This is a genomic window from Arthrobacter sp. SD76 (genome assembly GCF_049726125.1).
In the GTDB taxonomy this organism is placed as follows: Bacteria; Actinomycetota; Actinomycetes; order Actinomycetales; family Micrococcaceae; genus Arthrobacter; species Arthrobacter nitrophenolicus.
On sequence record NZ_JBNBLR010000001.1, the window covers coordinates 3053432 to 3066969 of the forward strand.

General features: G+C 68.0%; 17 protein-coding genes. 13 read left to right on the top strand and 4 right to left on the bottom strand.

Annotated features, from left to right (window positions below; translation table 11 throughout):
• Positions 1-237: 237 nt before the first annotated feature.
• On the top strand, positions 238-657 hold the full coding sequence (arr, locus tag ACPEE0_RS14760) for an NAD(+)--rifampin ADP-ribosyltransferase (RefSeq protein ID WP_407709110.1): 420 nt from the start codon (positions 238-240) through the stop codon (positions 655-657).
• A 169-nt stretch (positions 658-826) separates the two neighbouring features.
• Positions 827-2011 carry a metallophosphoesterase family protein gene (locus ACPEE0_RS14765; RefSeq protein ID WP_407709109.1) on the top strand — a complete coding sequence of 395 codons (1185 nt, stop codon included), beginning with the start codon at positions 827-829 and terminating at the stop codon, positions 2009-2011.
• 94 nt (positions 2012-2105) lie between these two features.
• On the opposite strand, the gene ACPEE0_RS14770 is transcribed toward ACPEE0_RS14765, so the two are convergent.
• A complete protein-coding gene (locus ACPEE0_RS14770; protein ID WP_424574755.1) occupies positions 2106-2525 on the bottom strand; it encodes a hypothetical protein in 420 nt (139 codons plus the stop codon).
• Positions 2526-2782: 257 nt separating this feature from the next.
• Between ACPEE0_RS14770 and ACPEE0_RS14775 the strand changes: the two genes are divergently transcribed.
• From ACPEE0_RS14775 to ACPEE0_RS14790, 4 genes are all read left to right on the top strand, one after another.
• Complete coding sequence (locus ACPEE0_RS14775; RefSeq protein WP_424574756.1) at positions 2783-3070, top strand: hypothetical protein; 288 nt, start codon at positions 2783-2785, stop codon at positions 3068-3070.
• Between the two features lie 14 nt (positions 3071-3084).
• Positions 3085-3234: a hypothetical protein gene (locus tag ACPEE0_RS14780; RefSeq protein WP_424574757.1), complete on the top strand. Its 150-nt coding sequence runs from the start codon at positions 3085-3087 to the stop codon at positions 3232-3234.
• Positions 3235-3523: 289 nt separating this feature from the next.
• Positions 3524-3934 (top strand): hypothetical protein, encoded by a 411-nt coding sequence (locus ACPEE0_RS14785; protein ID WP_407709107.1) that lies wholly within the window; start codon positions 3524-3526, stop codon positions 3932-3934.
• 95 nt (positions 3935-4029) lie between these two features.
• Positions 4030-5031, top strand: coding sequence for a bile acid:sodium symporter family protein (locus ACPEE0_RS14790; protein ID WP_424574758.1), 1002 nt, complete (start codon positions 4030-4032; stop codon positions 5029-5031).
• A gap of 31 nt (positions 5032-5062) precedes the next feature.
• Here the strand turns inward: ACPEE0_RS14790 and ACPEE0_RS14795 are convergent, their stop codons facing one another.
• The 3 genes from ACPEE0_RS14795 to ACPEE0_RS14805 form a co-directional block, all read right to left on the bottom strand.
• Positions 5063-5398 carry a cupin domain-containing protein gene (locus ACPEE0_RS14795; RefSeq protein WP_009358750.1) on the bottom strand — a complete coding sequence of 112 codons (336 nt, stop codon included), beginning with the start codon at positions 5396-5398 and terminating at the stop codon, positions 5063-5065.
• 79 nt (positions 5399-5477) lie between these two features.
• On the bottom strand, positions 5478-6347 hold the full coding sequence (locus tag ACPEE0_RS14800) for a DUF1295 domain-containing protein (RefSeq protein WP_424574759.1): 870 nt from the start codon (positions 6345-6347) through the stop codon (positions 5478-5480).
• A gap of 116 nt (positions 6348-6463) precedes the next feature.
• Positions 6464-7324, bottom strand: coding sequence for a GntR family transcriptional regulator (locus tag ACPEE0_RS14805; RefSeq protein WP_424574760.1), 861 nt, complete (start codon positions 7322-7324; stop codon positions 6464-6466).
• A gap of 150 nt (positions 7325-7474) precedes the next feature.
• Between ACPEE0_RS14805 and ACPEE0_RS14810 the strand changes: the two genes are divergently transcribed.
• The 7 genes from ACPEE0_RS14810 (at position 7475) to ACPEE0_RS14840 (ending at position 13517) form a co-directional block, all read left to right on the top strand.
• Positions 7475-8485, top strand: a complete 1011-nt coding sequence (locus ACPEE0_RS14810; RefSeq protein WP_035753323.1) for a 2-keto-3-deoxygluconate permease — start codon at positions 7475-7477, stop codon at positions 8483-8485.
• A 38-nt stretch (positions 8486-8523) separates the two neighbouring features.
• Positions 8524-9789, top strand: a complete 1266-nt coding sequence (locus ACPEE0_RS14815; protein WP_424574761.1) for a RuBisCO large subunit C-terminal-like domain-containing protein — start codon at positions 8524-8526, stop codon at positions 9787-9789.
• A 1-nt stretch (position 9790) separates the two neighbouring features.
• Complete coding sequence (locus tag ACPEE0_RS14820; RefSeq protein WP_424574762.1) at positions 9791-11089, top strand: four-carbon acid sugar kinase family protein; 1299 nt, start codon at positions 9791-9793, stop codon at positions 11087-11089.
• 54 nt (positions 11090-11143) lie between these two features.
• Complete coding sequence (locus ACPEE0_RS14825; protein ID WP_424574763.1) at positions 11144-12127, top strand: zinc-dependent alcohol dehydrogenase; 984 nt, start codon at positions 11144-11146, stop codon at positions 12125-12127.
• A gap of 135 nt (positions 12128-12262) precedes the next feature.
• On the top strand, positions 12263-12484 hold the full coding sequence (locus ACPEE0_RS14830; RefSeq protein WP_424574764.1) for a hypothetical protein: 222 nt from the start codon (positions 12263-12265) through the stop codon (positions 12482-12484).
• 2 nt (positions 12485-12486) lie between these two features.
• On the top strand, positions 12487-12990 hold the full coding sequence (locus tag ACPEE0_RS14835) for a methyltransferase family protein (protein WP_424574765.1): 504 nt from the start codon (positions 12487-12489) through the stop codon (positions 12988-12990).
• Between the two features lie 95 nt (positions 12991-13085).
• On the top strand, positions 13086-13517 hold the full coding sequence (locus tag ACPEE0_RS14840) for a DUF2177 family protein (RefSeq protein ID WP_424574766.1): 432 nt from the start codon (positions 13086-13088) through the stop codon (positions 13515-13517).
• Positions 13518-13538 lie beyond the last annotated feature (21 nt).

The window sequence follows — 13538 nt, forward strand, 5'->3', positions numbered from 1 at the left end:
TCCGCCGGCGAGCACGGCCTGGACCAGAAACGCGATGAGCGCCGCCCGTTCCCCGTCCTTGGTCATGCGCTGAAGACTACGCCGCAACCAGCACCAGGCGTAGGCCCCTTTCGCAAGGGCACTGCTCCCGCATCACCCTTGAAATGCAGCGCACGACGGCGGCACCCGGCCTGCGGACCTTCGCTGACGTTTGGTGCGGGGTTGGCTAGGGTGGAAGCCCGCACTCAAGGAGGCAGCATGGAATCCCACCCGGCCAACCCCAATGATGCAGGACCTTTCTTCCACGGCACCAGGGCAGACCTGCAGCCCGGCGACCTGCTGGTTCCCGGCTACGCCTCCAACTACGGGGGACGGAAGACCGCGAACCACATCTACTTCACGGCCACCCTGGATGCGGCCACCTGGGGCGCCGAACTCAGCACGGGCGAGGGAGCCGGCAGGATTTACCAGGTGGAGCCCACCGGCCCGTTCGAAAACGACCCCAACCTGACGGACAAGAAGTTCCCGGGCAACCCCACCCGGTCCTACCGCACCCGCGACCCCCTCCGGGTGCTCGACGAAGTCAAGGACTGGCAGCCGCACTCCCCCGAGGCGCTGCAGCACATGCTGAACCACCTGGAGGATCTGAAGCGCCAAGGCATCGAGGCGATCGACTGAAGCCGCCCGCCGCCGTCGTAGGATCACTCCAGCGGGGCGGCATCCCGTGTCCCTTTGGGCGAGTGGCCGCAGCTGTTCACCCTGCGTTTGGGAACCGGTTCCCGCGGCTTCCTAGAGTCGCTGGGACGGCGGCGGGAATCCCGCCGCGCATGACGCGGAAGAGGCAGCGATGACCATCAAGATCGACCAGCACACGTTCAGCCGGAGGGCTGCCCTGGCGACCGCCGGCGCCCTCGGCGCCCTGGGCGCCGCAGTGGCTGCGGGCACCGGAGCCACCGCCGCCCCGGGCGCCAAGGCCCCCAAACCCACCCTGGCATTCCGGCCCGACGGCCGGTTCAAAGTGGTCCAGTTCAACGACACGCAGGACGACGAGCAGACCGACCGCCGCACCATCGAGCTCATGGACCGCACGCTTGACGCGGAAAAGCCGGACTTCGTGGTGATCAACGGGGACGTCATCAACGGCGGCTGCGACACCGAACTGGAGGTCAAGCAGGCGCTGAACCAGGTGGTGAAGCCGATGGAGAGCCGGAAGATCCCCTGGGCCGTCACGTTCGGCAACCACGACGAGGACTCCGCGGCGAAGACCGGCATGACCGAAGCCAGGATGCTGCAGTTCCTGCAGAGCTACGAGTACAACGTCAACGGCGACACCACCGATGGCGTCACCGGCACCTCCAACTCGCTGCTGCTGGTGCAGTCCTCAAAGTCCAAGGATCCTGCCTTCGGACTGTGGCTCATCGACACCGGCCGCTACGCCCCGGACAGCATCAACGGGCAGGACTTCGAGGGGTACCCGGACTGGGACTGGGTACGGATGGACCAGGTCACCTGGTACCGGAACCTCTCCATCGCCACCGAGCAGAAGTACGGCCGGAAGATCCCGTCCCTGATGTGGGGCCACATCGCCCTGCACGAGCACCGCAACATGTGGTTCGCGAGCCTGGACTCCCGGACGGACGCCGACCACCAGCGTGCCGTGAAGAAACACAGCATCGTGGGTGAACGGAACGAGGACGAGTGCCCTGGCCCCTTCAACTCAGGCCTGTTCAACGCCTTCCTGGAGCGCGGCGACGTGCGCGGCTACTTTGTGGGCCACGACCACGTCAACACCTACGTCGGCAACTACTACGGCGTTGAACTCGGCTATGGCCCGGGTACCGGCTTCGGCGCGTACGGCCTGCCCGGCGCCGAACGGAACCGGCTCCGCGGCGCCCGCGTCTTCGAGCTCGACGAGAACCACACCGGCATCTACAAGTCCACCCGCCTGGTCTTCGCCAAGGACTTCGGCATCGACCTGACGGCCAACGACCAGCCGGTCACTCCCGATCCCCTGGGCCCGGCGCAGCAGTAACCCGTGAGCAGGGCCTGAGGGCTCCGCCGGTCATCACCGGCGGAGCCTGAATCGCCCATATGCTCTTCGAGCCCAACCGTATTGCCCGTTGCTGTCAGAGCGCTGTCCGGCGGCGCAGCAGCAAGACAACGGCGGCTGAGGCGCACAGCACCAGGCCGCCAACCACACCGGCCATCACCGGAAGGCTAAGCACGGCACCCGGGTTGGCTGGTTCTGCCGCTGCTGGTGCGCCACCGGGACCGGCACCGCCTGCCGCGCCTTGCTCCAGCGAAGCCGCTGTGGCGGGTGCCGCCGTCGGAGGCTCTATCACCGTCAATGACTTGTCGCCCCTGTTCACCACCACAACAGATCCGTCGCGGCGGACAGCCATCCGGCCGGGATCGTCCCCGCTGGGTACGGTCTGGGAGGCAGCGGCCGCTCCGGCGGGAATGACGGAGACCGTGTCGTCCAAGCTGTTGGTGACATACACCGTCCCGTCGGCACCGGCCACCACCTCCTGCGGGGCAGTGCCCACGGGAATCCGCCGTGCCACGGCGGTGCCGCCGGGTTCTGATCACCGCCAGGTCATTCGTGAGGATGCCGGCCACATACACGGTCCCGTCCGGCGCTGCCGCAATCCCGTGGGGCTGGGCCTTGGTGCCGACGTCGATGGTATGTGAAGGTGCCGGAGCGCCGGCCGGAACCACACTGACGGTGCCGGCCAACTGATTGGTGATGTAGGCGGTCCCGTCCACGGCCACGGCCGCCTCCACCGGGGACGGCCCGGCCTGGATGTGGCGTTCCACGCGGGCATCACCGGGCTTCACGACGGACACCGAATTTTCGGCCGAGTCCACCATGTACAGGGAGCCCTCCGGTCCGACCGCCAGCCAATGCGACCCGCCGGACACCTTGATCGCCAGGGTGGCTTTGTCCGATCCAGGGGCCACCATCCCGATTTCCCCCTTGCCGGATCCACCGGACTGGGACACATACAGCGTCCCGTCCGGCGTCACGGCCAGCGACGTCGGGAAGTGGGCCGCGATGGTGCGGGACGGCCTGGTCTCCCCGGGCGGGTAGACGCTGATGCTGCCATGGAAGTCGTAGTCGCTGACATAGAGGGTGCCGTCCGGCCCTTCGGCTATGCCCAGCGGCTGGACGCCGGGGCCTACCACGAGTCCGGCGTCGGCGTGGGCAGGAAGCACGACGACGGCGGGAGCCAGCAGGAGTGCGGCGGCGGCTGACAGCGTGGTGGCCGCCGCCCGCAGCGGCGGGCGCATCCGGCGTCGGCCTGGTTTCCGGTGCGGCTTCGCGGCGCGCCTTAAAGACATTGTTTTCACGTGTTTCCCCCAAAACTGTGGCCGCAGTCCGGCAACCGTTCGATCCTACCCGGCCTGCGGCTAGCGCCCGCAGAGTGAGGTGGAGCAGTGGCTGGACGGGCCGCTGAATAGCTTCCCCTAGGCTTAGGAGCATATGCACCGGCCCGGCTCTGCGGCCGGTGCAAACTTTGTCGCACCAACTCTGGGGGAAGTTGTGAAAGTTGGACTGGGGCTCACAGGAATTGTTGCAGCCATCGCGCTGGCGGGTTGCGCCGGCGGAGAGACCGCCGCACCCGCCCACGCGCCGGCAGCGGCGGCAGTGCCTGAACAGCCGACGACCATTGGCGGGTACGAGGGCTGGTGGAATGCGACGCCGCTGTCCGGTGACGCCACGGGACTGCCGCAGGAAACCGTGGCCGTCAACGTCAGGACCGGCAAAGTGGTCGACGCCTTCAACCGCGCACTGAACGACGCCGGCAAGGTCACCAATGTCTCGGATGTGGACTATACCGTTGTCCCCGACCCTGCCTGGCCGGCGGATTCCGTGGTCATTATCGAGACAGCCACAGGCCACGTCATCGACAGCTTCCCCGTGGACCAGAACGGAGTACCCGTCCACCCCTAAGCATCCGGTCCACAAACGCCATCGAATTGCCAAACCGTTACGGCGGGGAACGGCTGATTCTGGAACCGGGCCCGTCCCGTGATAATCCGGTAGGTATGCCTCCTTTATCCGGACCCGCCACAACGTCATCAGCCGAAGAACGCAGCGCCCGCATCGCCGTCACGCTTTTCCCGCTTCTCATCCTTGCCGGCGGTGCCGTCGCGCTTGCCGCGCCGGCCGCGTTCTCCGGCTCGGGCCCCTGGATCAACCCCCTCCTGGGGCTCATCATGTTCGGCATGGGGCTGACGCTCACTCCCCCGGATTTCGCCGTCATTGCCAAGCGGCCCGTCCCGGTGGTCATCGGCGTGGTGGCCCAGTACGCCATCATGCCGTTCCTCGGCTGGCTGGTGGCCGCGGCACTCGGACTGCCTCCGGCGCTCGCCGCGGGCGTCATCCTGGTCGGCTGCTGCCCCGGCGGCACCGCGTCCAACGTGGTGTCCTACCTGGCCAAGGGCGACGTGGCCCTGTCCGTGGCGATGACCACCGTGTCAACGTTGATCGCTCCGCTGCTGACGCCCCTGCTTGCCCTGTGGCTGGCCGGCCAGTACATGCCGGTGGACGCCGGTTCCATGGCGTTGTCCATCGTCCAGATAGTCCTGTTCCCCGTCCTGCTGGGACTCGTCATCCGGGTCTTCCTGCCGCGCCTGGTCAACACGGCCCTGCCCGCCCTGCCCTGGATTTCGGTGCTCGCCATCACAGTCGTGGTGATTGCCGTGGTGTCGGCAAGCGCCAAGGCCATATTCGCGGCAGGCCTGCTGGTCCTCGCCGCCGTCATCCTGCATAACGGCCTGGGCTACGCCCTCGGGTACGCCGCCGCGCGCCTCTTCAAGCTGCCCGTCCCGTCCCGGCGTACGACGGCGATCGAGGTCGGCATGCAGAATTCCGGCCTGGCAGCGGGGCTGGCGCGGCAGTACCTGACGCCCGAGTCGGCGCTGCCCGGCGCCATCTTCTCCGTCTGGCACAACGTCTCCGGCGCGCTTCTGGCCGCCTACTGGCGGCGCCGCGGCACCCCTGCCGTCCAGGACAGCGGCAAGGTCCCGGCAGCGGTGGTGGAATAGGCGAACGCCCGGCGCCGCCGTCGTACTGAAATCACCGGTCCGTCTTGACCACCGTGAACAGGACCGCAGAGTCCTCCTCGGCCTCCAGGCTGTGCAGCCCGTCCGGGACGATCAGCAGGTCCCCGGCCTTGCCCTGCCAGGCCTCGCCGCCGGACTTCAGCCACACGGATCCCTTGATCACGTAGACAGTGGCCTCGCCCGGGTTCTGGTGCTCGCTCAGTTGGGTGCCGGCGCGGAAGGCCATCACGGTCTGCCGCAGCCTCTTTTCGTGGCCGCCGAACACGGTGTCGGAGGCCCGCCCGCTGGAGACCGCCGTGGCGGCCTCGAGTTGCTGGCGGGCCAGGGCGTCAATCGATATCTTCTGCATGCGGACACCGTACCCATGTGGCGGGGCCGGGAACAGAGGCTGACGCACCGGCGCCCGTGATCTGCGCCGGGGCGCCGGACTAGCGGAATGCCGGGATCAGCACCGGGGTGTTCTTCTTGTACGCCTCGTAGTCGGGCTGGCCGCCCCACTTCTTGTCGGCCTTCTTCTCCAGGGGCGGGATGCCGCTGCCCTTGATGAGCAGGAATGCGACGAACACCGGGGACAGCAGGGCAACCCACTGCCAGCCCTCCAGGACCGGCACGGCAATCAGCAGCACGCCGATCCAGAGCACGATTTCACCGAAGTAGTTGGGATGGCGGGACCTGGACCAGAGGCCGGTCGAAATGAACTTCCCCTCGTTGGCCGGGTCCGCCTTGAACCGGCGCTTCTGGCTGTCCGCCGCGATCTCGATGCCGAAGCCTGCGGCCCACACCACAAAGCCGGCGAGCGCCCACGCATCAAGGGCCACGCGGGTGGCGGAGGTGATGGCGATCCAGGCTGCGGCGGCCGTGAGGACCACCCAGAGACCCTGCAGCGTCCAGGTGTTCAGGAAGCGGAAAAAGGAGGGCTTGAGCTCGTCGAACCGGTCGTCCTTGCCGTGCCTGCGGACGCGGCGGAACAGGAAGCTTCCCAGCCGTGCCGCCCACGCCACCACCATGGCCGCGAGCAGCAGCGCCCGCGCATCCACGCCGGGGGTCAGCAGCACCAGGAGGACGGTGATGGAAATGTAGGTCAGGGCGCCGGTGAGATCATAGTACGTCTCGGTCTGGGCCTTGAACGCCGGGATGAACGCCAGCCACTGGATCAGGAACGCGGCCGCCACCCCCAGCGCGAACAGGGGGAAGCCGCCCACCGTTGCGCCGCCCTGGCTACCCGCGACGGCGACGAGCACCCCCACCACCGCCGCAACCAGCAGGATTATGAGCGCCTTGCGGTCTGCGTCCTTCATTCGATCCGTCCTCTTCCCTAAAGCTACGTGGCACACTGCCCACTAGGTCTTCGGAGCAGGAACGCTGTTGTATGGGCCGTTGCGGGAAGGCACGACGGCGGCGCCCGCCGGGTGCCTTACCCGGCGCCCCGTTCAAGATCAGCCAGTTCCGATTCAAGCTGACGGGTCAGGTTCCGCAGGCGCCGGAGGTGTTCTTCGGATACGCGTCCGGGCTGCGATGTGACCTGCGCATCCACGTCGAAGACGGTATTGGGGCTGTGCCAGACGTTGAACCATTCCAGGCCGTGGCCGAGCGCGTCGCGTGTCACCCCTTGCAGCAGGAGCAGGGGTTCGCGGACGTTCGAATTGAGTTTGTGAGCCAGGTCGGCATCTGCGGCCACCGCCTGGACCTGCCTGGGCCCGCCCGCCGGATGGTAGCCGTGCTCGCGCATGAGGCCAAGCAGTGAGGCGTTCTCCAGCAGTTCCTTGGTGAAATGCGGAAAGAGGTCGCGAGGCACCCAGGTCCTCATGAATGCCACCGGGACGTCCTCCAGGTAGCGGATGCGTTCGATTTTCCACGTGTTGGTGGTATTCAGGGCGTTCACCGCCGGCTCGGGCGGGGCCTCGTGCTCGACGGAAAGGACGTGCGTCCGCAGGCGCTGGCCGTGGGCGGCGGCCTGTTCGTCCAGCCCGCCGGCCCGCTGCAGATGCCGGCGCAGGACCGGGGCGGCGGCCACGACGCTGCCGCGGCCGCGCTGGCGGCGGATCAGTCCAAGGTCGGAGAGTCCGGACAACGCCTGGCGTACAACGCTGCGGGAGACACCGAACTGTTTCTGGAGTTCCTCTTCGGTGGGAAGGGGCGACCCGGGCAGCAGGGGCCGTTCCACGATCTGCCGGTGCAGGATGTCCCGGATCTGCGCATGAAGGGGCGGGCCTTCCTCCCGGTTCAGGCCGTTGACCCGCTCCCGGGGCTCTGCCCCGGCTGGTTGCACACCCACTCTGACTCCTTTGCCGCTTGAGCACATCTTAGCCCCGGGGCCTGGCCTCCCCTGCTTGACGGGTGATCCAAACCACAGGTAATGTACGTACTAATTGTACGGACTTGCTCCGTCGACTGGAACATACAATGACGTAGAAAGGTCGAGTAAATGACACAGATGCACTTGAGGACCGGGCGCTCACGCTTCCCAATGTTTGCCGTCCTCCAGAAGGTCCCCGCAGGCATGATGCTGATCCCGCTCGTACTGGGCGTGCTGATGAACACCTTCGCGCCCGAAGCCCTGAAAATAGGCGGCTTCACCACCGCGCTGTTCAAGGAGGGCGCCCTGACGCTGATCGCCGTGCTGATCCTCGCCACCGGCGCACAGATCACCGGAAGCCACAGCGGCAAGGCCGCCGCCTCCACCACCACCGTGGTGCTGGTCTGCAAGACCCTGATCCCGGCCACGATTGCCGTGATCCTGGGCCTGATGGTCGGCATCGACGGCATCGCAGGCGTATCGATCCTGGCGATGCTGGCAATCTTCGGCAACAGCAACGGCGCCCTGTGGCTGGCGTTCGCCGGCCAGTACGGCGACGAACGGGACGAGGGCGCCTACGTCGCCAGCGCCTTTGATGACGGGCCGTTCCTGGCCCTGATCTTCCTGGGCGCATCCGGGCTGGGCGACATCCCGGTACTCGCCTTTGCCGCGGCATTGATCCCGTTCATCATCGGCCTGATCATCGGCGCCGTGGACCGCGAGTGGACGAAGGCCCTGGACCACGTGCCGAACATCGTGATCCCGTTCATGTCCTTCGCAGTTGGCACCGGCATCAACCTCAAAACCGTGCTCACCGGCGGTTTCGCCGGGATCTTCCTCGGGTTGATCGTCGTCGTATTCACCGGAGGCCTGACCTATCTCGGGTACCGGTTCATCCTTCGCCGGGGCTCCAAGAGCGGCATCGGTTTCGCCGCCGGCACCACGGCCGGCAACGCCGTCGCCGTCCCTGCAGTAGTCGCCGTCGCCGACCCAAGGTTCGAACCCTTCGTCGCCTCCGCTTCAGCCCAGGCCGCCACCGCCGTCCTCGTGACAGCGCTGCTCGCCCCGATCGTCGCGTCCTGGGCCCTGAAGCGGGCCGGGGGCCTGCAGCCGGCCGACCCGGTCATCGCCGCAGTCTGAACCTTTCCTTGCACATCCCCTTCCTGGACGGAGAACCCATGCGCGACCCGCGCTCGGTGCGCTGCACCTATTACCTAGAGTCCGAAATCGACCCCGAAAAGGCCGCAGCCATCATGGCCGGCGAGCAGTCCAGCGGCACGTTCCTGCCGGTACCGGGCGAGTCAGCCCGGATCCGTGAGCGGCACGCCGCGCGCATCTCGAACGTTCAGGAGCTCGGCTTTTGCCGGCCCTCCCTGCCTTCACGGTCAACTCCCGAGAAGGTCCGGGCTGCCCTTGTCACCGTCGATTTCCCGATGGAGAACGTCGGCACGGACCTGGCCACTCTGCAGACCGCCATCGCCGGCAACCTCTTCGAACTGGGCGATCTCTACGCCTGCCGCCTGCAGGACATAGCCCTGCACGAAGACTTCGTTGCCGCCCACCCCGGCCCGGCATTCGGCATCGAAGGGACCCGCAAACTCATCAGCGACGTCCAGGGCGTCATGGTGGGCACCATCGTCAAGCCCAACGTCGGACTCTCCGAAGAGGAATTCCGGCTCGTGGTCCGCGACCTGGCGATGGCCTCCATTGACCTGATCAAAGACGACGAACTGATGACCGACCCCGCGTACCTGCCCCTGGAACGCCGGGTCGCTGTCGCCACCGAAGAGATCCGCGCCGCCGAGCAAGTCACCGGCCACGCCACCATGTATGCCTTCAACATCACCGGCGACCTCGCGGGCCTGCGCAAACGCCACGACCTCGTCGTCGAAGCCGGCGGCCGCTGCGTGATGCTGAACATCCCCGTCATGGGCCTGCCCGCCCTGGCCATGCTGCGCAGCTTCGCCGAAGTCCCGATCCACGGCCACCGCGCCGGCCTCGCCGCTTCGATGCGGTCCAAGGCCCTGGGCATGGACTACCGGGTCTGGCAGCAGATGGCCCGCCTCGCAGGCGCCGACCACCTGCACGCCAGCGGACTGGGCAGCAAGTTCTACGAACTGGACGAAGAGGTGGCCGCAAACATCCGCAGCCTGTTCGAACCCCTCGGTGAGACGATCGCCCCGCTGCCCGTCCTGTCCTCCGGCCAAAACGTCACCACCCCAGGGCCCACCTTCGAAGCCGTCGGCTCAACGGACCTGATGATGCTCGCCGGCGGCGGCGTCGCCGCCCACCCCGACGGCCCCGGCGCCGGGGTGCGCAGCCTGCGCCAGGCCTGGGAAGCTGCCGTGGACGGAGTCCCGCTCAAGGCGGCAGCCGACAAACTCGCCTCAACGGGGGACAATGCACTCCTGCACGCAGTCCAAACCTTCGCGAAAGGTGCCTGACATGCCCGCTTTCGGTTTCGTCGCCGACGACCTCACCGGAGCCGCTGACGTCCTGGCCCAGTCCCACCGCTACGGCCTCGAAGCTGTCCTCGTCATCGGGGACGGGCCGCTGCCCGCCGATGCTGACGTCGTCGGCATCGCCGGGCCCTCCAGGTCCCTGGCCGGGGAAGCCTTCGACACCCTGGTCCGCAGGGACCTGGCAGGCATCGCACCACTGAACCTGGAGGTGCTGCTCTACAAGGTCTGCTCCACCTTCGACAGCTCCACCACCGTCGGCAGCATCGGCCGCGGCATCCAGCTTCTCCATGAGCAGTTCCCCCTGCACGGCCCGATCCCCGTGGTCCCGGCCCAACCGGGGTTCGGCCGGTACACCGCCTTCAGCAACCACTACGCGACCTACGCCGGCAAGACCTACCGGCTGGACCGCCACCCCGTTATGTCCCGGCACCCCTCCACCCCCATGGCCGAAGCCGACCTGCGCCGGGTCCTCGCCGAACAACTCGGCGGCGCCCGGGAACCGGACGCGATCCACCTGCCCGCCTACGACGACGGCACCTTCAAGGACGCCTGGGCGGCCCGCCGGCGGGACCCCGGCGCGCAGGCCTTCGTCGTCGACGCCGTGGACGAACACCACATGGACGCCGTCGCCGAAGCCCTCACCCGGGAAGAGCACGGCCACGGGCCCTCCATCGTCGTAGGATCCGGCGGCATCATGGCGGCCCTGGCACGGACCGTCTCCGACCACGCCCCACGCGCCCCCGGACCGCAGCGGCCTTCGGGACCTGTCCTTGCCGTCAGCGCCTCAGCCTCCAGCACCACGGCAGAGCAGATCAACGACGCCCTCACCCACGGCTGGGAAGACGTCCCCGTCCCTGCCGGGCTGCTGCAACACCACGACCCGGCGGCCCTGGCAGCCCTGGATGAACAGGTCTCCGCTGCCCTCCGGGCCGGCCGGAACGTCGTGGTCCACACCACCCGCGGCGCTGCGGACCCACGCTACGGAACCGCCGCACCCTTGGACGCCGGCTACGTCGGCGCGCTGATCGGCGGCGTCGCCGCACGAATGGCAGGCGCCGGGCTCACCCGCGACATCGCAGTCTGTGGCGGCGATACGTCCAGCCACGCACTCATCGCCATGGGTGTCCGCGAACTCCGGGTCTCCGACCAGTTCGTCACCGCAGGACCGATCTTGCAGGCCGATGGCGCTTCCGCCGTTGCCGGCTGCCGGCTCGTCCTCAAGGGCGGCCAGGTGGGCCCTACCGACATCCTGCGCCGCTTCGCCGGCCAAACCGCCGGCTAACACTCACAAGCAAATGCTCCACGCATCACCAGAACCAACGAAAGGCGGCCCCCAATGCGGGCAGTAGTAAAGAACGCGGCCGAGCGAGGCGTTAAGTACGTCACCGACGCCGGAGACCCCAAAGCCACGGAAGGGTCAGTCGTCATCCAGGTAGGGGCCGCGTCCCTCTGCGGCACCGACCGGGAACTCTACGAATGGACCCCCTCCGCCCAGGCCTTCAACCTCAACCTCCCCGTCATCCTCGGCCACGAAGGCGCAGGCACCGTCGTCGAAGTCGGCGCCGGCGTTACCGGATTGAAGGTCGGCGACCAGGTCGCCCTCGAAAGCCACCTGACCTGCGGACAATGCTTCCCCTGCCGCACGGGAGATGCACACGCCTGCGAACGGACCGGCATCCTCGGCATGCACATCGACGGTGTCTTCGCCGAATACGCAGCGGTCCCCCAGGACATCTGCGTCAAACTCCCCACCGGACTGTCCCTGGAATCCGGCGCCCTGCTCGAAGCCGCCGGCGTCGCCGTCCACGCCATCCAGCGCGCGAACTACTCCGTCGCAGGACGCGCCGTGCTCGTCAGCGGCGCAGGACCGGTCGGCCTCGTCGTCGTCAACCTGGCACTGCTCATGGGAGCCTCCCACGTCATCGCCGTCGACCCCAACCCCTACCGCCGCGCCCAGGCCGAAAAGCTCGGCGCCGTCGCACTGCACCCCAACGACGGCATCGTCGAACGCTGCCGCGAACTCACCGGCCGGCGCGGCGGCTTCGACGTCGCCTTCGAATGCTCCGGCGCCCCCGGCACCCTGGCAACCCTCTTCGAAGCCGTCCGCCGCGAAGCCACCGTCATCACCGTCGGACACCCCAGCCGCCCCGCGGAAGTCGATATCGCAGCCCACATCAACAAAAAAAGGCATCACCCTCCGCGGCATCTTCGGCCGCCGGCTCTGGGAAACCTGGGAACAAAGCCTGCTGCTGCTCGACTCCGGAAAACTGGACCTCGACTGGCTCATCACGCACCGCATGAAACTCAGCCAGATCGATGAAGCGGTGGAACTCCTCACCGGAGACGCCTGCAAAGTCCTGCTCATCCCCGACCTCGGCTGAGCGGGCCCAGGTAATCAGGCGGGGGTGTGCACGCGGAATGCGCACCCCCCGCTCTCGCGAGTACCCTGATCCCCATGAGCACCCGTGACACGCCCGCGCAGATCGGCGACCTGCCGCCCCTCGGCAGGCCGGCCAACAGCGCCCTGCTCCTGGCCGGCATCACCACCCTGGCCCAGGTGGCGGAACACCCTTCCGGCCAGCTCCTGGCCATGCACGGGGTCGGGCCCAGGGCCATCCGCCTCCTCGAAGCGGCCCTGGCCGAGCGCGGGCTGGGCTTCGCCGCGGAACCCTCCTGACCGTGGCTGGCGCCATCGGTTCCCTGGCTCGCCGGGCCAAGGCGACGTACGACAACCTTCCGCTGCCGTTCCCCGTGGTCGCTGCGATGGCCGCGGACCTCCTCCTTGCCCGGTTCCGTCCCCTGCCGCTGCCCGGACCGCGTGCCCTGCACCGGGCGGCAGGGACCGCGCTGGTGATGGCCGGCGTCGGACTTAACGCCTGGGCGCTGGCCGAACGGCGGCGCCGCTCGCCGGGCCCCTTCGCGCTCGAGCGGCCGGAAGAACTGGTGACCACGGGCCCGTACGCGTTCACCCGCCACCCCATGTACGTAGGCTGGTGGCTGATCGAACTGGGCGCGGGAACGCTGGCCGGCTCGTCCTGGGTCCTGGTGACCATGCCGGCCGAACTGCTGGTGGAACACCCCTTTGTCCTGGAAGAAGAGGCCACGCTGGCCGGGCTTTTCGGGGCCTCCTACCGGGAGTACGCCGGGAACGTGCCGCGCTACCTCGGGCTGCCGCGGGCATAGGCGACGGCGGGCAGGGCCATCTGCCCACCCCTCCGGCTCCGAACGCAGAGTAGGACGCACCACGTGTGCGCCTGCCCGCCGAGCCAAGGAGCAGCATGAACCCCCGCCTTCGAAACTGGCTGACCGCCTACGTGGTGGGCGCCGTGATCTTCGCCGTCCTGGACGTCGCGTGGATCCTCACGGTGGCAAGCCCGCTGTACAAGAACCAGATCGGCCACCTGCTGGCGCCCAGCACCAACTTGGCCGGCGCCGTCCTCTTCTACCTCATCTTCGTGGCGGGCGTGGTGCACTACGGCGTGCGGCCCAACGATCCGGACGCCACGCTGCGGCAGCGCGTCACGGGAGCGGCACTGTTCGGCGTCTTCACCTACGCCACCTGGGCCCTGACCGGGTTCGCCGTGCTCAAGGACTTCACCGCCGTCGTCGTCATCACCGACATCCTGTGGGGCGCGGCCGCGTGCAGCATCGTCACCTGGCTGACGGCCACCGTCCTGAAGTCGAGGCTCAGGAAGCGCAGCACGGCGTAGCGTCCCGCCGGCTTTTCGGTA